Below are 18,357 nucleotides of genomic sequence, written 5' to 3' on the forward strand. Positions count from 1 at the left end.
AAGTTAGACAAACATGTCTTTTAGTAATTTTTTCTTAAGCAATTCTAAGTTGTCTATCTTGTCTTGATACGAGGTGATGATGTTGTCTAAATTGGCAAAGAAAGTACCGATGATTTTTTGTTCTTCAAATTCTGGAACAAAAATGCTAAACATTCCATATTCTTTTCCATTTACGCCTGGTTGTCCTGATCTTTGAGAAGTAATTTCTATATATCTCTTATATCTATCAGTTAATGTGTTTTGAAAAACAAAGTTATCATCGTAAGATTCCTTTATCCTTACTCTAATTAAGAAACCTGCAAAATATACTTTTCCATCTTCCTCAGAATAGATATATGATTTTCCAACACTTGCTCCCGTACGAGCAAATAATAAATCATTTTTTTTAAGTAGATAGTTATCTAATAAACTTAAATCAATATCTGGAGAAGTAATCTTATTTTTTAAAAATTTTCTAGAAACATCATCAACATCTGTTATTCTTAAATACTTATTTTCTCCATCAAATTCTTTTGCAGGAGCATTAATTCCATATTCTATACTTTCTGACATTTCTTGAATAGTTTTCTTCTCCCACTTCCCTTCAAATCCCTCTAAACGGATTTCAGGTGTTGTTTGACCATCTCTTGGAAACATTTTCGACAACATGGTTTCCTTAAACGATTGATAGTGAGACAGATTGTCCTTATAGGAGGTTAATAGGTTATCTAACGTGTTAAAAAGAGAACCAATGGCTTTTTGTTCAGGGAGAGAAGGGAGATTAATAAGGATATTATAAAAATTATCCATATTCAAGTTCCGTCTTACAATACTTGCTCCTTGTTCAGAACTCTGTTCATATTGGAATAACATTTTAGGTGTTTTTAAATAGTATCTCTGAAAATTAACATCTGTATTAATAAATTCAAATATTTTATAAGAAGGAGACAATATTCCAATATCAAATTTAAAATTGACATTAAGATTTCCCATCCAAATATTTTGAGGACTAAAAACTAATTCATTTTTTTTAATAATTTTATATCCTACATTGTCTTTGCTTGCAATTTGCCTATTAAAATAGTCGTTTTGCAAAATTAATCCTTTTGTAGTTGAAGAAATTATTGGGTATTGATTATTCTCAACGGTTTTCTCATTTTTCTCTTTTAGAATTTCTTTTATTTTTTTTATTTCCCATTTATCATCAAATTCTCGAAATCTTATCTTAGGAATCGTTTGTTTTGTCATATTTATCTTTCTTTTTTTGTTGATTAGTGTTTATTTTACAACTGGTTAATCAAGCATTTCTTTTGCTAAGCCATCTGAATCCAAACTATGAACAAATACTATTTTTCTTTCACCTGTTAATTCTATCATTTTATCCTTACCTAGAATAATAGTCAGATTCTTTATAGTTGAACGTTTCGTAATTTCATAATTTATATGTCTAACCCTCTACGTTTTATTGTGAAAATAATATTTCTAATATAGTCAAATGAATTTTTTTAATATGATATTATCATACTAAAAAAAAATCCAATAGGCTAGAGCCTACTGGATTTTATTTCAATCTTCTTGCTGCAACATTATATATTTCTTTATCCTCACGCTTGCCAATTGCTATAATCAGTATTGTGTGAGAATCTTTAGGATGTAACTTAAAAATTATTCTAAGTCCTGTTTTTTTACTTTTCAGTTTTTTACATCCAGAAAGATCCCCACTCAAGTGTTTTCCAACCATCATTCCTTTTTGTTCTAATTTCAGAAATGCTTTTCTTACAAAAGATGCTTGTGAATTATCTAAACTTTTAAAATCGCCTATTGAAAGATCATTAAAGTGAATGTTATATTTCATTCCCAGTCGTCTCCTATTACTTCTAACCCTGTTCTCCAGTCCTCACCTAAAAATTCTTCAATAGAATATGTTTCTTCTTGCAAGCCTAGTTCAAAAGGGATTTTTTTAAATTTTTTTATTTTTTTAAAATAAATATTGATTGCTGAAGTATAATCAAGACCAATTTCAGATAAAATATCGCCTACTTCATTTTTCAATTCAGAATCAATATTCACGTTTAGTCTTGTTTTTGCGGTTGTCTTTGGCATTATATTCCTCATTTTCTTCAATTCACTTTTGATCTATTTTGATTCTATTTTGATTCTATTTTGATCTATTTTTAATCTACTTTTAATTCTATTTTGATTCTATTTTTAATTCACTTTTGATCTACTTTTAATTCTATTTTGATTCTATTTTTAATTCACTTTTGATCTACTTTTGATTCTATTTTGATTCTATTTTTAATTCACTTTTGATCTACTTTTAATTCTATTTTGATTCTATTTTTAATTCACTTTTGATCTACTTTTAATTCTATTTTGATTCTATTTTTAATTCACTTTTGATCTATTTTTAATCTACTTTTGATTCTATTTTGATTCTATTTTGCCAATTTACCAGTTCTTCAACCTCCTCTATTTATTATACACCTATTATACACCTGTTAGGTGTATGTGTCAAGTGGTTTTGTAATTTAACTATAACAATGTTTTAAAACTAGCATACTTACTTCTTATTTTTAGTACATGATTCAAATTCTTAGTTATTCTTAATTTTTTTGTACTTCCAAAAAGAACAATATAAATAAATCTAAAAGTTATCAGATATGCCATTTTCTTTAGTATTATTTGCTTTTAATAATACAATAAATAGGATAATTAAAATCAGAAAAATTTCAGAGACTATAAAAGTTTTACCAATAAGAAAAAATCTCAGAGTAGTTGATAACATTAAAAACGCTAAAAATAATATGTAAAATAGTTTAAACCTAGGAAAAGAAACTTTGTTATCAAAATCTTCAGCCAAAAACATAAAATTTTCCGTATAAAATTTTTTTAATCTCCGATATTCTACTTTACTTCTCCTGACCTCACTAATATACACAATCATGATATACAATAAACCAATGAGTAGCATTAATAATATCATTTTTGTTTTTTGAGAATTTGACAAAATTAAACGTTCAAATATATTATTTCCGTCATAGCTATTTAGTTGATTAAAAATTGTTAATCCCAAAGCTGATAACCATCCTAGAATTTTTAAATGTAGAGATTGGTAAATATCATTTTCATACTTTGAAATAATTAGAAAATCATCTTTTAAACGATTGACTTGTTCAAAATACTTAGATGTTTCATTTTTCACAATTCTTTGAAAAACACTAATACTTGCTGAAAGAAAAGTTTTTTCAAAAAGCAAATCATTTGGTTTATTTCTTAATACTAAATTTCTAATAATATCTATCTTCTGGATGTAAGAATTTTTATAACTATCTTCTAATATCCAATCATAGATTTGATCTATTGCATCAATATCATCAATATCCATTTCTTTTAGTTCATATTTTTTCTTAAAACTAATTCCATCTTGATAAAAATGAAACGAAATTGATTCTCCATCTCCACTTACTTCAGTTTTATTAGCAATAAGTATAAGAAAAAATATTTTTCGAAGTTTTTTTATCTTATTTGTTTGAACATTTATTTTTTTCAATAGTAAAATAGAAAATTTTTTTATTTGATGTTTAGAAATAATATTATTTTTCGCAAGAATTTTATTTACAATATTATTTTCAGAACTTAGATTTAAATTTTCAATCTTTTTGGGATTACTACTAAAAATTACTTGAATTGGGTTTAGAAAATCAATTTTTTTTATATAATTAATAATTGAAAAAAAAGAATTTTTTTCTATGTAATCATCTACAAATACAATACTATCACGTAAAGGATAAAGTATTTTAAAACCATTAGATTCCTCTAATTTAAAACCCTTTTCTTTTAAAAATTCACAGTAATCATCATCTTTATTGAACTTTATAGAGTGATTTTGCCATAAATAATTCATTCAATTATACCTATTTTAGTTTTAACTTCTTCTTGAAAATCTACATCTACTTGTAATTGAATAAAACTTCCATCAAATGTGATACCATTTCTTCTGACTAAATTTTCAAAATTATTTGTTTTTATAAAAGTATCTTCTGAAATTTGAATCTCAGCCTTATATTTATCTTTTAAAACTTTTGGATCAATATCAAAACTGAAATTTAATACGGAAGATTGTTGACTGTAAAAATTTTCAGAAAAATTTGGAACTGAAGTGTCTATATCCGTTAAATTATTATTGTTTAATACTTGAATAAGTTCATCTTTTTCAAAACGATTATTATCAAATATATAATCTCTTGTTGCTTGAAATATTTCTTTAAATGTAGGATGTTGTTTTATTTCATCACTAAATAATTCTTTATTTTCCAATAAATCTATTAGGTCAGAAGTATCTATTGTATTATTCCTAATCTCTTCTAATCCTAGAAAATCTCTAATCCAATAATTTGCAACTCTTCTACTTTTATCAATAACTTGAATAGAATCTTTATTTTTAATAATACATGCTTTATAGTAATTTTTTTCTGTTCCAAGTTGATCAACCAGTTTAAAAGTATTAGTATCTGCGACAGAAGTCTTTTCTAATTTTAAAAGTGATAATTTATTGCTCTCTTGTTTTATAAACAAATATCCTGTGGTAATACTTTTTTTCCTTTTACTACCATCCATTACTTTTTCTGCATCAAGTAATTTGTCTGCAAAATTATTAATTAAAAAATCATCCTTGTTGCTCAAATATTCTCGTACTATACTATCTTCTGACTGTATTTTTGCATCAATTGTTATATGAGAAAATTGAGAAGAATTTCCAATGATATTCTTGAAAATTTCATCAATATTAGAAATTTTTTCTTCATTCAACTTTATTTCATTTATTTCTTCATTTATTTCAAAAACAGAAGTCTTTTCCTTCATAAACATTTTCCTTCTTACAAATTTTATTATCCAAGAATATTTTAATAAATCTTTTCGCCTACCTCCCCACTCTCAATGGCTCGATAACCTCTTCTATCAGTCTGATATAATCATTTCTGATTTCGTTTTTATAGCTAAAGATGTTGAGTGGTTCAGAGACTTCATTTTGATAGTCTTTATAGCGCTGACTCTGGTTGAGGTCTTGTTCTCCGAGTTGGCGTTTTTTGCCCTTTTGGTAGTGTTCTACCAAGTACATCAGCTCGTCAAAACCGATATACCATTTTCTTGCCAGCTGTGTTACTTCTTTTGTAATCACTTCATCAATCATTTGTTGCAAGATATTGTTAACCGATTGACCACGATAGCTCTCTGGATCCATCTGGATTTGATACCATAGGTTCGAGATTAAATCAGCTAATCCTTTATTTGTCTTTCCTAGATTGTCGATATAGCCATCAATCGCTTCAATCTCTTTTGGTGTCATCTCTTTAGTGTCGTCATCACTTTCTGGGATGAAGGATTGGATAAGGCTAATGATGTACTCGTAATTAATTTCATCGATGTGGACAGACTCTAATTCATACATGATATCAACAAGAACATCGTCTTCATCCTCATCACCATTGTCGGCACGACGTTTCAGTTCTGCTAAGACATTTTGATAAATGCCTTGGTAGTTTTCCAAAATCTCTTGGGTCAAGTTTTTTTCTTGGTAAATACTATCTTCATCATATTCAAAATATACTTGAATGGCAGCAAAGGCTCTATCAAAGGCTTGGTAGTTTTTAGCAAAAGTTTTCAGATAACTAGTACTTGCTGCTTCAATGTCTGTTGCAACATCAGGATTATCCGTCAATTCTGCTTGAAAAATAGCTAATTTTTCATCAAAAGTAGCTTTGGCGTCTTTCCACTCAGGTGCCAGGATATCAGAACTACCTTCTTTACTATTTGAGTAGAGTCTGATGGCATCATCCACTCTTTCCTTGTAGTGTTCTGGTCTTTGGAAGGTCACAATCTGACCATAGTGTTTTTTGCTATCAAAGATACGATTGGTGCGACTAAAGGATTGGATGATATCTTGAGGCGACATGGGCGGTCTATCAATAAAGAGGGTTGACAGACAAGGCGCATCAAAACCAGTTAAGAGGCGATTAACCACAATCACCAAATCCAACTGTTCACTGCGATGCTGATAGATATCACGTTTTCTCGCCAAGCGATTATTGACATCAGTGTTAAAACCTCGTAAGTCAGCCAGACTAAAATGCGTGTCAAATTCTTGATTGTAATCACTAATCGAGTCCTGCATCTTTTCTTGATGATCAATAGAACTTTCTTCGTTTTCTGTGACGGAGTAGGTGATGGCCACCTTAGGAAAGTCAGGTAAAACTTTTTTGACCTGATTAGAAATCTGAACGCTTTTCTCCCCACGCTTAACGGCTTGAATCAAATCATAATAGTGTTGAGCAATGGTAATCGATTTGACTGTCAAAATCGCATTGTAGGTCTTTCCGACACCTTTTTGAAAACCCAATTTGCTTCTTGATTTATTGATGATATAATCAATCACCTGAAGCATGTGCTCTTCATTTTCATAGTAATGGTCAAGAATATCGTCTTCGCTCTCAATTTGATCACTATGAATGGTGTTGACATACTCGACTTTAAAGCCTAGAACAGCCTTATCATGAATGGCATTTCTAACCGTATATTCATGGAGTTTATCCCCATAAAGCTGTTCGGTTGTTTGTGGTAAATCACCCAGCGCCTGACGCTTGTTCTCACTAAAAATAGGAGTGCCTGTAAAACCATACCACAAAGATCGCTTAAAGAAGGTCGCCAGTTTTCTCTGAGCAAGAGGACTAACTGCCCTGTGACACTCATCGACAACAAAAGCCACTCGTAAATTCCTAATCTTTTCAGCTTCACGCTGATATTTCCCGTCATCAACCTTACGTTGCATGGCTTCTAGTTTTTGGATAGTGGTGACAAGAACTGTTTTTTCATCACTAAAGAGCCGTTGCACCAATTCTTTAGTATTATCCGTCTCATCAATAGCAATTGTGTCGTTTTGAGCATAGGATAAAAAGCTTGAGGTCGTTTGCTGGTCAAGGTCACGTCTATCCACGACAAAAATCGTTTTATTGATAGAGTTGATTTGCAGTAAATTTCTTGCTACCTTATAAGAGGTCAAAGTCTTACCAGAACCAGTGGTGTGCCAGACATAACCAGACTTGCCTTGATAGCTAGCTTCTTGTACCGCTTCAATCGCATGCACTTGATAGGGTCTTAAAAGGATTAAGGCCTTTTTGGCGTCATCAATCACTGAATACTGCATCACCATCTGATGGGCACGGGGAATCCGTAACACCTCATCAGCAAAGTCAAACAAATTGATGATAGGTCGATTGTCGGTATCTACCCACTTGGTTAAAAATTGGTCGTTGAGTTTGCTTTCTTTGGCCGCAGCGATATAGCGTGTGTCAGTGACATTAGACACGACAAACATTTGAAGACTTGAATAAATGCCTTTGAGTTTGTTTTCTCGTTCATACTTTCTGATTTGATGAAAGGCATCCATGAAAGGATGTTGATGATTTTTCAACTCGATATGAATCATGGGAAGACCATTGATGAGTAGCGTCACATCAAGACGTCTATCTTTATCAGAAGGATTAACCTTTGGTCTTTCCACTTGATTGACCACCTCATAAGAAGATTTCCCACCAGCGACATTATCACGCCAAATGACTGCTAAACGAATGGTACCAAGCGTCGCATCTTCTCTTTGCACCTGTACCTTAGCGATACCATTTTCCCCAGCCAGCCATTTAGCAGCCTCATAGTAATTGGTAAAGGTCAACTGCACCTTGATTTGCTCTTTTTCTTGTTCAGTCAGTAGGTTCTCACCAAGAATAGCCAGGTTATTTTGTTCCAGTTTTTGAAAAAAATTCTCCCAAAGAGAATCTTCTGTTCTTAAATCTGGACGATAAGACCACTGACTATCACCAGTGATGAGCTGTTCAATCAAACGCTTTTCAATTTCAAGTTCCTTTGTTGTTTTGGACATAACTGCTTCTTTCCGTATCTTTATACTTTTTTATATTATATCATATTTAGAGCGTTTTCTCTGATGATATTTCAAGATTTGTTTGCTTTTCATTTGAAAAGATTCCGTTGTACAATCTAGATTCAAGAGAAGCGTCCAATAAGTCAATTATCTCTTTAAACAGTATGATTATCCATAAAATAGCTTTTTAAGCGCGTTTTATACGGGTATTTATGCTTTTTAACATCATCAAAAAAGCCGTTAGTTCCCTAACGACTTCTTTTTATTTTCTTATTTGCTTTGATTTTTCAAGCGTTCCACATCACGTGTAATCATCAATTCTTCATCAGTTGGTACTGACAAGATAGCCACACGAGAATTCTCGCTAGAAATAATACCTTTATAGCCAAAGACGTTCTTTTCTGGGTCAAGTTCTAAACCAAACCATGAGAGGCCATCAATGATATCTTGGCGCATTTCTGTGCCATTTTCACCCATACCAGCGGTAAAGACAATGGCATCTGCTCCGTTTAAAACAGCTAGGTATTGACCGATGAATTTCTTAATGCGATCAACAAACATCTCGTAAGCAAGGGTTGCTTTTTCATTACCATTTTCTTTGGCATTTTCAATGTCACGCATGTCATTTGAAAGGGCAGAAACACCAGCAAGACCTGACTCTTTGTTAAGCATATTAACAACAGCTGCAGCATCTTTTAATTCTGGCACTTCATTGACCAAGTAAGGAATGATGGCTGGGTCGATATCACCAGAACGTGTTCCCATCATTGGTCCAGCAAGTGGTGTGAAGCCCATTGAAGTATCAACACTCTTACCATATAAGTTAGCGGTGATGGAAACACCGTTTCCGATGTGAGCCGTAATGATTTTCAACTCTTCAACAGGTTTACCTAAAAGTCTTGCTGCTTCTCTTGAAACGTAGAAATGACTGGTTCCGTGTGCTCCGTATTTACGAACTTTGTAGTCTGTGTAGTATTTTTCAGCAATTGGGTAGCGGTAAGCTAACTCAGGCATGCTTGAGTGATAAGCGGTATCAAAAACGGCTACACTTGTGATGTTTGGCAATAATTTCTTAAAAGCTCTCATCCCATCTGCAGCTGCCCCATTGTGAAGAGGTGCTAATTTAGCAAGTTCAGCCACTTTTTCAATCGCTGAATCATCTAAAATAACAGAATCGCTAAAGTCTTCTCCACCAGCCACAACACGATGGCCAACGCCGGTAATCTCTTCAAATTCTTGGATAATGCCATGTTTTTTAAGATCAGCAAGTAGTAATTCAACCGCTGCTGTATGGTCAAGAATTTCAAGAATCTCTTCTTCTTTATTATCTCCATATTTCACAGTAGAGATAGCATCTGATTTACCAATTCTTTCGATAGCCCCTTTTGCCAATACCTCTTCTTCAGGCATTCTATAAAGTTGCCACTTAAGACTTGAACTTCCAGCGTTAATTGCAATAGTTTTTGACATAATTCACCTCAATATAGCCTTTCTTTCTATTGTTCCATTATAGCAAAATTTAGCTTAATTGTAATGGTCTTTAACCCATTTTTTGAAATTTTCCATAAAATCAACAAGATTTTCCTTGTTTTGCAAATCCGAAATTGGGTAAACAAATGTTTCAATGCTTTGGTGTGAATTCTTTTTCATGAGAAAGAGTGATTTGGCATTTGCTTTACTGCCAAAAAGATTTTCTGGTAGGGTGATGACCCCTAACAAATCCACCGCATCCACCAACCAATGTTTTAAAGAATCGCTCTGCTCACTCGTCAAAAGATTAACGGGTGCTAAAAAAATAGCAACGCCATCTTCTTTAAGGTATTTAACAGCTTGTTCCATCATCAAATGATGAGCATAGGTATGACCTTCTTTGGCTGCCACTTGATACCTTGAAGCAATAGCATCATTAGGATAATAGCCTACTGGTAAATCACTGATAATCACATCACTTTCTTTTAAGATATGAGGACGAACGGCATCCGCTTGGAAAAAGCTCACTGATGAATCGATAATTTCAGAGATACTGGCTGCCAAATCGATTAATAAATCATCTAATTCTATTCCCAAGTAAGTGAGTTCTTTCTCACTATTAGTGACAATGGTTTGAGCAAGATTACCTGTCCCACTTCCCATTTCTATCACCGTTAATGGCTTATCAGCTGTCAGTGTTTCCATTAAAAACAAAATCAAAAAACCAATAGCATCTGGTGTAAATTGGTGGTTGGTCTGCAGTTTTTCATATTGATTGATTTTGATAAAGAGGTATTCAAAAGTTTTGCGCCATTCTTCCTTACTTAGAGATAAATGGTGAAGTTTGCTATTATTTTCTTTGATGGCTGGTGTTTCTTCTTTGCCTTCTATGTAATACCCATTTTGCTCAATTAAAGCATCATAAAGACTTGTCTTCAATTGATTTGAAAGCACCTGAGTGTTCTCCCAGATAAGATGAAAGGCTTGTTCAATAGTCTCGAAATTCATATTTTCCTCCTTGTCTAATCATATCAAAAATAAGGATAAAAGAAAAGAAAGCCTTTTGTGGCTTACTTCGTTTTTTGATGACTCTCTAAAGAGGGCGCCAAGAAAGTGTAGGAAAAAGTCTGCTGATTCGTTAGTTGCACTTGGATGGAGATGTTCTCTTTTGTTTTTTCATAGCTTGTTTGTCCTTCTTTAAAGATGAGTTGACCCTTATCTTTACTGGCTATTCTAGCTGTCATTTGTGCCATGAGATAGGACTGGCTTTGACTGATTTGGGCTTGGTGTTGTCTTTGACTGGCAACAATTCGTCCTAAGTAAAATTGTAAAAGCATGGCAAAAATTGCCGAGATTAGTAGCGCATAAATGAGAATACCTGCCTTAACTTTTTTCTTTAAAAGCATAGACAAAACTCCTTTCTTGCCCATCATTAAAAGTTAGTCTTAAGGTGACGATTTGTTCTCTTTTTTCAATAGCCACTTCTTTGACTTGATAAATCATCGGCTGATAGCCACGACCACTCGCACTTGTCTTTCTAAAATCATCTTTTTTGTACTTTCCAAAGGCTAAGGTTTTCTGATTTTTAGTGAGGTATAATTTATGATTTTCTATCTTCTCAAAATGACTACCCTCCCACTCTTTTCGCAATTGCTGACAAAATAGTAACCACTCTTCATCATCGTGAGTGGATAGGTGAGTGATATGACTATTAAGGCTTTTTGTGAGTCCTTGATAAATAGTCAAACTCCCTGCAATGACTAAAAGCGAAACAAGACATTCTAACAGTGTAAAAGCTTTCACCTTATTTTTCAGCAACTGACATCACTTCCTCTCCCTCATGAAAGACTCTTATACTATTTCCGCTTTCTTTGACACTAACGGTTACGTCATCAACCGTCAGTTCACTTTGATGGGTTTGAACAGCCATACTTGCCACATTCAAAACTTGTTCTTGTCTAATATTATCTTTGATTCTTTGACTATCTTTACTGAGTTCTCCTAAAATAACAGTTGTCACCATCACCAATAAGGCTAAAGCTATCAAACTTTCAAGGAGAATGTAGGCTTTCAATGTCTTTTTTATATTTTCCACTCCCTATATACAATTGGTATCTAATCGTCTGATGGTCAGTTTCAAAGATAATTTTCTTCAAAGATGAATTACCACCAGCTTGATTAAAAGTTATTATCAGATTTTCTTTTAAATGAACACTTTGAGGTATCTTTAAAACAGCTCTATTCGTTGAAACGGTTTGATTATTAAAGGTGATACTTCTCTTTTTTTGTGAGGCTAGGCTAAGCTTTTGCGTGTCTTGATAGAGATATTCAAGATTCAAAAAGAACAATCGTTCCTCCATTTGCGTGAGAATCGTTGATACTGATGCAAATAAACTAAGCACCAAGAAACTAGTTGTTGCAAGTGTCAGTAGACTTTCTAATAATGTAAAAGCTTTAATTCGGTACTTTTTGGGTTTCTTCTGTGTGATTAGCATAATACTCCTTATAGCCTGCTTCTTGTTTTTCTGTGATGCTACCATCAGCCAATAATTTGGAAATACTAGCTGTATCATTTGACCCTAGCTCATAAAGATCTGCTTGACTTTCAACAATTTTAACAATCGCGGCATTCCCTGTCTCTTGAATTTTATCTTTTTGCTTATTCAAATTAGGAACAAAAAGTAGAAGCAAGACCGAAATGACGAATAAGACCATTAACATTTCAATTAATGTAAAAGCTTTGACAGTTTTCTTTTTTAAAGCAGTCAATAGTGTTTTTTTCATAAATTAAACCTCCAAGGTTTGATAAATAGGTAAGAGCATAGCAGCATAAATCATCACAATGACGATAGCTACAAAGAGAAAGACAATCGGTTGAATCAGTTGTGTTGCTTTTGTCACCTTGTTAAAAAATAAGCGCCAAAGTTCCTGAGCATAAATCTCTAATTCTAGTCCAAGCTTTGATTTGATTTGGCCATATTCAATAATTAAACTGAGTTCCTTGACAAAAAAAGGATAGCTAGCTATTTTTTCATGAAAAGTCATACCAGACAACAAGGCTTTCTCTAGTTCCTGACCGATTTCTTGAAACAATAGTGATTTTTGTTCTTGCATCAATTTGACAACAACAGAAAGCTCAATGCCTTGACCAATTAGATTTCCCCATTCACGAGCAAAAAGGGCACTTAAGTAGCACTGGATAAAACCACCTAAAAAAGGAATTCGACTAAGAAAGCGATAAAGTTTCATTTTCCCAAGACGATGAGACAGACCATAACCTACAATGATTAATCCTATAAGGATAAGTAAAACAGCAAAGAAAACGTTTGGAAACTGTGAAATTATCCTGGTTGCTAGATTACCATTTTCAACATCAAGCAACATATAATTTTTGAGGCCCATCATGATTAACATCATAAATCCCAGTAATACCATGGGATAAGTGGCCACTTCAATCAGTTTTTTCTTTACGAGAATAATATTTTCAAGATAAGCATCAATCTTACTTAGACTTTTTTGAACGTTGCCATGACTATCAGCTAGTGCTATTTGCGTCACAACATTATCAGAAAAGCCAATCGAAGAAAAAATATGTGATAGGCTTAATCCACTAAGTAAACCTGCTTTCATTTGATTGGTAATCGGCTTTTTTAACATATGGCTTCGCTCCAAGAAAGTAATGGTCTCTGATAGTGTGAAGCCACTCGCATAAAGATTGTTAAATAATTGAACAATCTTTTTTTGCTGTTTAAGTGATAATCTCTTCGGCTTCTTTTTGCTCCTTAGTGATATGTCCATCTGTAAAAAGTGTTTTAAGCCGTTTATTCCATTGATTTTGGGAATAGTTTTGGTAGTTTTCTTTGGCAAAATCAATAAGCGCTCCTCCTGCTATTAGCCTTTGATAAGCAACACCATTAAGCGTGTTGGCTAATTCTTTTTTTGTAATCCCCAATTCTAATAAACGATGATAAACCCCAGGAATACTTTTAGCATGCAGGGTTGAAAAAATGATAACACCCGTAAGACTAGCTCTAATAACCGCTCTTGCAGTCTCAGTGTCTCTAATTTCACCAATAATTAACACATCGGGTCTATGCCTTAGTGATAATTTGATGAGACGTTCATAAGTCATCTCAATACTATTATTAATCTGAAGTTGAAGCATGTTTTCTTGTTTCATCTCAACCGGATCTTCAATCGTCATGATTTGTTTATCTGGAAATTTTTCTCTAATCAAATGATACATGAGAGTGGTTTTGCCACTTCCGACTGGTCCTGAAAAAAGATAAAGACCTCGAACATACGTTTCCTTAAGCATCTGTTTGTCACCATCAAACCAAAACTCTAAATTTTCTTGCTTTTCAAATAAAAGGCGGATGACTAGACTTTCTAACCCTTTATAATCACTAACACTTGATAGTCTTAATGAAATAGAGGCATTATCAGCATAAAGATAGTCACAAGCACCAAGTTGACTGCGCCGTTTTTCACCAACATTCATCCCTGAAACAAACTTAAAGTGACTAATCAAACCCGCCATTTCTTCATAGGGATAAGAAGCTATCCATTTTCTATCATCTTTTATCCTCATGTATAACTCATACTGGTTACTTTTAGGAATGAGATAGATATCCTGAGCCTGTTTTTCAACAGCTTGTTTAATAATGTTTTTTCCTATTTCTTGTATCATTATCTTCCCCTTCATCTTGTTATTCGTAAGACTAATGTTAAAATGAATGAGTTTTTGACAATAAAAAAGCCTATTCTAGTCAATTGTCGACAAGAATAGGTGTTTTTAATAATAAATAATACTTATAAGACAATAATAACAGACTTATTGTCTTAAAAATTAAGAGAACATGATGGCGGTGTTGTTACTTGATTACCTAAATTAAATTTTTCATCATGAAGCGTTTCAGGTATTATTTGGTCATCTTTTAATAATAAAAGCGAGTGGTATTGCTGAAGGTCTTCATCACAGTCAACACACCATCTCTTTTCTTCATCATCCCAAAAAGCTGCCATAAAATCACTTCTACTTTGGAAGCTTGGAAAAGTCTTTTTAAACTCTTCCCACTTCTTTGTATAAAAAGCGAGAGCTTCTTTAAAAGTAGAAAACGTCGTTTCTGATACGATGTCATCTTTCCAATCTTCTAAAAACCACCACGGTTCAAAATCGCCATAAATCTCAATTACTTGATACATAGTTCCACTTCCTTATAAAGACATTATATAGTAATGTGTCTGATTAACGAAAGGATTTGCTCATAAGGGTAATGAAAAAGACTCGCAAAATGCGAATCTCTCTCATTATTCAGTAACTTCCACTGTTTCTTCACTAGTAATATTTTCTGTTATTTCCACTTCATTAATAGCTTGAGGTTCAATATGACGATATCTTGCCATACCAGTACCAGCTGGAATAATCTTACCAATAATAACATTTTCTTTAAGTCCAAGAAGATGGTCTTTCTTACCACGGATAGCAGCATCTGTTAAGACACGAGTTGTTTCTTGGAAGGAAGCGGCAGATAAGAAGGAATTGGTTTCTAAGGAAGCTTTGGTAATTCCCATTAAGACAGGACGGCTTGTTGCAGGAATACCACCAGCGATTACAATTTCCTTATTAGCATCTGTAAAGTCAGAAATATCCATCAAAGTACCAGGTAATAAGTCAGTGTCTCCTGGATCCATAATACGAACCTTACGAAGCATTTGACGAACCATCACCTCGATATGTTTATCTCCGATTTCAACCCCTTGGCTACGGTATACTTTTTGAACTTCTGCTAAGAGATAAGTCTCAACAGATAAAGTATCACGAACTTCAAGTAAGTGTTTAGGTTGGATAGACCCTTCTGTTAAGGCTTGTCCACGAAGAACAGTATCACCAATGGCAACTTTTAGACGAGCTGTAAACGGAACAACATACTCTCCATCACCAGTTTCACCTTTAACAAAGACTTTCTTGGTGCGGGTTGAAGCATCTTCTTCGATATCAACAATTTCACCCTTAACTTCAGTAATAACAGCCTCACCCTTAGGATTACGTGCTTCAAAGATTTCTTGAATACGTGGTAAACCTTGAGTGATATCGGTATTTGAAGCCACACCACCTGTATGGAAGGTACGCATGGTTAACTGAGTACCAGGCTCACCGATTGATTGGGCAGCGATTGTACCAACAGCTTCACCAACTTCAACCGCATCACCAGTTGCTAGATTAATACCATAACAATGACGACACACACCGTGACGAGTATTACATGTAAAGACTGAGCGAATAGTCACTTCCTCAACACCGGCATTAACAATTTTAGCAGCAATGTCTTCTGTGATTAATTGATTTGCACCGATTAAGATTTCACCAGTTTCAGGATGTTTAACAGATTTCTTAGAGTAACGTCCTTGCAGGCGTTCTTCAAGAGTTTCAGTCACTTCTCTATCATCTGTGATAGCAGTGATAATCAAACCACGGTCAGTCCCACAGTCATCCTCGCGAATAATCACATCTTGGGCAACATCAACAAGACGACGAGTCAAGTAACCTGAGTCAGCAGTTTTAAGGGCTGTATCGGTCATCCCTTTTCTAGCACCGTGTGTTGAGAAGAACATCTCAAGTACTGAGAGACCTTCACGGAAGTTAGATAGAATTGGAAGTTCCATGATACGACCGTTAGGTGCCGCCATCAAACCACGCATCCCCGCAAGTTGAGAGAAGTTTGAAATATTACCACGCGCTCCTGAGTCCATCATCATAACGATAGGGTTCTTAGGATCTTGTGTTTCAATTAAACGACGTTCTAAGGCTTCTTTCGCTTCACGCCATGTTGTAGTAACTGCTTCATAACGATCATCATCAGTCATCAAACCACGACGGAAGGCTTTATTAATTGATTCAACTTTGGCATGGGCAGCATCAATAATCTCTTGTTTATTATCGATAACAGGAATATCAGAGATACCTACTGTTAATCCAGCCAAGGTTGAGTGGTAGTAACCTAAGTCTTTTAATCTATCAAGGAAAGCAGAGGTTTCTGTTGTTCTAAAACGTTTAAAGATTTCAGCAATGATATTTCCAAGATTTTTCTTCTTGAATGGTTCATTTAAAGGAAGAGCTTTAATGGTTTCTTTTACATCTGCACCAAGTTCTAAGAAATACTTATCAGGTGTTCCTTCTGATAAGTTAACATTGTTAGGTTCTTGTAAATATGGTAAGTCAGCAGGCATAATATCGTTAAATAAGATTTTACCAACTGTTGTTACCATGATTTTATGTTTTTGGTTATCACTCCAAGGCTTGTCAGTCATGCTATCAACAGCAATCCCAACACGACTATGAAGATGGACATAACCATTTTGAAGGGCCATAACAGCTTCATCACGATCTTTAAAGATCATGCCTTCGCCTTTTCTGCCTTCATCTTCCATGGTCAAGTAATAGTTACCAAGAACCATATCTTGAGATGGGGTAACAACTGGTTTACCATCCTTAGGATTAAGGATGTGTTCTGCTGCAAGCATCAAAAGACGAGCTTCTGCTTGTGCCTCTTCTGATAAAGGCACGTGAATTGCCATTTGGTCTCCGTCAAAGTCGGCATTGTAGGCCTCACAAACAAGTGGGTGAAGTCTAAGGGCACGACCATCGATAAGAACAGGTTCAAAGGCTTGAATACCAAGTCTATGGAGGGTAGGTGCGCGGTTAAGAAGAACAGGGTGTTCTTTAATCACTTCTTCAAGAATATCCCAGATACGTTCATCACCACGCTCGATTAAGCGTTTAGCAGCTTTAACGTTTTGAACCAAATCGCGGGCAACGATTTCTCTCATCACAAATGGTTTGAATAATTCAATCGCCATTTCACGAGGCACACCACATTGATACATTTTAAGTGTTGGTCCAACTGCGATAACTGAACGTCCTGAGAAGTCAACACGTTTACCAAGAAGGTTTTGACGGAAGCGCCCTTGTTTCCCTTTAAGCATATGGCTTAGGGATTTCAATGGACGACTACCTGGTCCAGTAATTGGACGACCACGACGACCATTATCAATCAAAGCATCAACAGCTTCTTGGAGCATTCTTTTTTCATTTTGAACAATGATACCAGGGGCATTAAGCTCTAAAAGACGTGCTAAACGGTTGTTACGGTTGATAACACGGCGATAGAGGTCATTTAAGTCACTGGCTGCAAAGCGACCACCATCCAATTGAACCATTGGACGAAGATCAGGTGGGATGACTGGTAAGATATTTAAAATCATCCACTCTGGTTTATTACCTGATTTATTAAAGGCATCAAGAACATCTAAACGACGAACAGCCTTGATACGCTTTTGACCAGATGCTGTTTTTAATTCTTCTTTTAGGACAGCAATTTCTGCATCAAGATCCACACGTTTCAATAAATCTTGGATAGCTTCAGCACCCATTTTTGCGATAAATGAACCATGTCCATACTCTTGTAATTTTTCACGATATTCACGTTCTGTCAAGAGTGATTTAGGCTCTAATGGTGTCTCTTTTGGATCGATGACAACATAGGCAGCAAAATAAATAATTTCTTCTAAGGAACGTGGACTCATATCAAGTGTCAAGCCCATACGACTTGGAATACCTTTAAAATACCAAATATGTGATACAGGAGCTTTTAACTCAATATGCCCCATACGTTCACGACGCACTTTGGCACGAGTGACCTCAACACCACAGCGATCACAAACAATCCCTTTGTAACGAATACGCTTGTATTTGCCACAGGCACACTCCCAATCTTTTGTAGGACCAAAGATGACCTCATCAAATAGTCCTTCACGTTCTGGTTTTAAGGTACGGTAATTGATTGTTTCAGGTTTTTTAACTTCACCATAAGACCATGAACGGACTTTACTTGGTGATGCTAATGTGATTTGCATACTTTTAAAACGATTTACGTCAACCACTAGTTATTACCTTTCTTTTTTACTTCTCA

At 34.4% G+C, this 18,357-nt stretch carries 17 protein-coding genes; all 17 read right to left on the reverse strand.

Annotated elements, in window-relative coordinates:
* Positions 1–3: 3 nt before the first annotated feature.
* Positions 4–1,227, reverse strand: coding sequence for a restriction endonuclease subunit S (locus JHK64_RS06045; protein ID WP_199568108.1), 1,224 nt, complete (start codon positions 1,225–1,227; stop codon positions 4–6).
* Between the two features lie 313 nt (positions 1,228–1,540).
* A complete protein-coding gene (locus tag JHK64_RS06050; protein ID WP_199568109.1) occupies positions 1,541–1,834 on the reverse strand; it encodes a type II toxin-antitoxin system RelE family toxin in 294 nt (97 codons plus the stop codon).
* Complete coding sequence (locus JHK64_RS06055; protein WP_199568110.1) at positions 1,831–2,082, reverse strand: type II toxin-antitoxin system RelB/DinJ family antitoxin; 252 nt, start codon at positions 2,080–2,082, stop codon at positions 1,831–1,833. The genes JHK64_RS06050 and JHK64_RS06055 overlap by 4 nt, the downstream gene beginning before the upstream one ends.
* Positions 2,083–2,626: 544 nt before the next feature.
* Positions 2,627–3,886, reverse strand: a complete 1,260-nt coding sequence (locus JHK64_RS06060) for a hypothetical protein (protein ID WP_199568111.1) — start codon at positions 3,884–3,886, stop codon at positions 2,627–2,629.
* Positions 3,883–4,845, reverse strand: coding sequence for a hypothetical protein (locus JHK64_RS06065; protein WP_199568112.1), 963 nt, complete (start codon positions 4,843–4,845; stop codon positions 3,883–3,885). The genes JHK64_RS06060 and JHK64_RS06065 overlap by 4 nt, the downstream gene beginning before the upstream one ends.
* Positions 4,846–4,903: 58 nt before the next feature.
* The gene (locus JHK64_RS06070; RefSeq protein ID WP_199568113.1) at positions 4,904–7,915 is read right to left on the reverse strand and encodes a type I restriction endonuclease subunit R, EcoR124 family; all 3,012 of its coding nucleotides are present in this window, start codon (positions 7,913–7,915) and stop codon (positions 4,904–4,906) included.
* A 270-nt stretch (positions 7,916–8,185) separates the two neighbouring features.
* Positions 8,186–9,385 carry an acetate kinase gene (locus tag JHK64_RS06075; protein WP_199568114.1) on the reverse strand — a complete coding sequence of 400 codons (1,200 nt, stop codon included), beginning with the start codon at positions 9,383–9,385 and terminating at the stop codon, positions 8,186–8,188.
* A gap of 54 nt (positions 9,386–9,439) precedes the next feature.
* Positions 9,440–10,393: a class I SAM-dependent methyltransferase gene (locus tag JHK64_RS06080; RefSeq protein ID WP_199568115.1), complete on the reverse strand. Its 954-nt coding sequence runs from the start codon at positions 10,391–10,393 to the stop codon at positions 9,440–9,442.
* A gap of 62 nt (positions 10,394–10,455) precedes the next feature.
* Complete coding sequence (gene comGG, locus JHK64_RS06085) at positions 10,456–10,791, reverse strand: competence type IV pilus minor pilin ComGG (protein WP_199568116.1); 336 nt, start codon at positions 10,789–10,791, stop codon at positions 10,456–10,458.
* Entirely contained in the window at positions 10,769–11,203 is a 435-nt protein-coding gene (gene comGF, locus JHK64_RS06090; protein ID WP_199568117.1) for a competence type IV pilus minor pilin ComGF, read from the reverse strand. The genes comGG and comGF overlap by 23 nt, the downstream gene beginning before the upstream one ends.
* Entirely contained in the window at positions 11,190–11,459 is a 270-nt protein-coding gene (gene comGE, locus JHK64_RS06095) for a competence type IV pilus minor pilin ComGE (protein ID WP_246450924.1), read from the reverse strand. The genes comGF and comGE overlap by 14 nt, the downstream gene beginning before the upstream one ends.
* Positions 11,437–11,880: a competence type IV pilus minor pilin ComGD gene (comGD, locus tag JHK64_RS06100; RefSeq protein WP_199568118.1), complete on the reverse strand. Its 444-nt coding sequence runs from the start codon at positions 11,878–11,880 to the stop codon at positions 11,437–11,439. Before comGD ends, comGE begins: the two co-directional genes overlap by 23 nt.
* Positions 11,840–12,154 (reverse strand): competence type IV pilus major pilin ComGC, encoded by a 315-nt coding sequence (gene comGC / locus JHK64_RS06105; RefSeq protein WP_281402397.1) that lies wholly within the window; start codon positions 12,152–12,154, stop codon positions 11,840–11,842. Before comGC ends, comGD begins: the two co-directional genes overlap by 41 nt.
* Positions 12,155–12,172: 18 nt before the next feature.
* Positions 12,173–13,252: a competence type IV pilus assembly protein ComGB gene (comGB, locus tag JHK64_RS06110; RefSeq protein WP_425507306.1), complete on the reverse strand. Its 1,080-nt coding sequence runs from the start codon at positions 13,250–13,252 to the stop codon at positions 12,173–12,175.
* Positions 13,134–14,075 (reverse strand): competence type IV pilus ATPase ComGA, encoded by a 942-nt coding sequence (gene comGA / locus JHK64_RS06115; protein WP_199568120.1) that lies wholly within the window; start codon positions 14,073–14,075, stop codon positions 13,134–13,136. Before comGA ends, comGB begins: the two co-directional genes overlap by 119 nt.
* Positions 14,076–14,227: 152 nt before the next feature.
* Entirely contained in the window at positions 14,228–14,590 is a 363-nt protein-coding gene (locus tag JHK64_RS06120; protein WP_199568121.1) for a DUF1033 family protein, read from the reverse strand.
* Positions 14,591–14,695: 105 nt separating this feature from the next.
* On the reverse strand, positions 14,696–18,328 hold the full coding sequence (gene rpoC / locus JHK64_RS06125) for a DNA-directed RNA polymerase subunit beta' (RefSeq protein WP_199568122.1): 3,633 nt from the start codon (positions 18,326–18,328) through the stop codon (positions 14,696–14,698).
* Positions 18,329–18,357: the final 29 nt, after the last annotated feature.

The sequence above is a fragment of the Streptococcus zalophi genome, from assembly GCF_016481285.1.
Taxonomy (GTDB): Bacteria; Bacillota; Bacilli; order Lactobacillales; family Streptococcaceae; genus Streptococcus; species Streptococcus zalophi.

Excerpts from the sequence above, each read along its gene's own strand:
- JHK64_RS06045 (WP_199568108.1), bottom strand. The coding sequence starts at position 1,227 with ATGACAAAACAAACGATTCCTAAGATAAGATTTCGAGAATTTGATGAT.
- JHK64_RS06050 (WP_199568109.1), bottom strand. The coding sequence starts at position 1,834 with ATGAAATATAACATTCACTTTAATGATCTTTCAATAGGCGATTTTAAA.
- JHK64_RS06055 (WP_199568110.1), bottom strand. The coding sequence starts at position 2,082 with ATGCCAAAGACAACCGCAAAAACAAGACTAAACGTGAATATTGATTCT.
- JHK64_RS06060 (WP_199568111.1), bottom strand. The coding sequence starts at position 3,886 with ATGAATTATTTATGGCAAAATCACTCTATAAAGTTCAATAAAGATGAT.
- JHK64_RS06065 (WP_199568112.1), bottom strand. The coding sequence starts at position 4,845 with ATGAAGGAAAAGACTTCTGTTTTTGAAATAAATGAAGAAATAAATGAA.
- JHK64_RS06070 (WP_199568113.1), bottom strand. The coding sequence starts at position 7,915 with ATGTCCAAAACAACAAAGGAACTTGAAATTGAAAAGCGTTTGATTGAA.
- JHK64_RS06075 (WP_199568114.1), bottom strand. The coding sequence starts at position 9,385 with ATGTCAAAAACTATTGCAATTAACGCTGGAAGTTCAAGTCTTAAGTGG.
- JHK64_RS06080 (WP_199568115.1), bottom strand. The coding sequence starts at position 10,393 with ATGAATTTCGAGACTATTGAACAAGCCTTTCATCTTATCTGGGAGAAC.
- comGG (WP_199568116.1), bottom strand. The coding sequence starts at position 10,791 with ATGCTTTTAAAGAAAAAAGTTAAGGCAGGTATTCTCATTTATGCGCTA.
- comGD (WP_199568118.1), bottom strand. The coding sequence starts at position 11,880 with ATGCTAATCACACAGAAGAAACCCAAAAAGTACCGAATTAAAGCTTTT.
- comGA (WP_199568120.1), bottom strand. The coding sequence starts at position 14,075 with ATGATACAAGAAATAGGAAAAAACATTATTAAACAAGCTGTTGAAAAA.
- JHK64_RS06120 (WP_199568121.1), bottom strand. The coding sequence starts at position 14,590 with ATGTATCAAGTAATTGAGATTTATGGCGATTTTGAACCGTGGTGGTTT.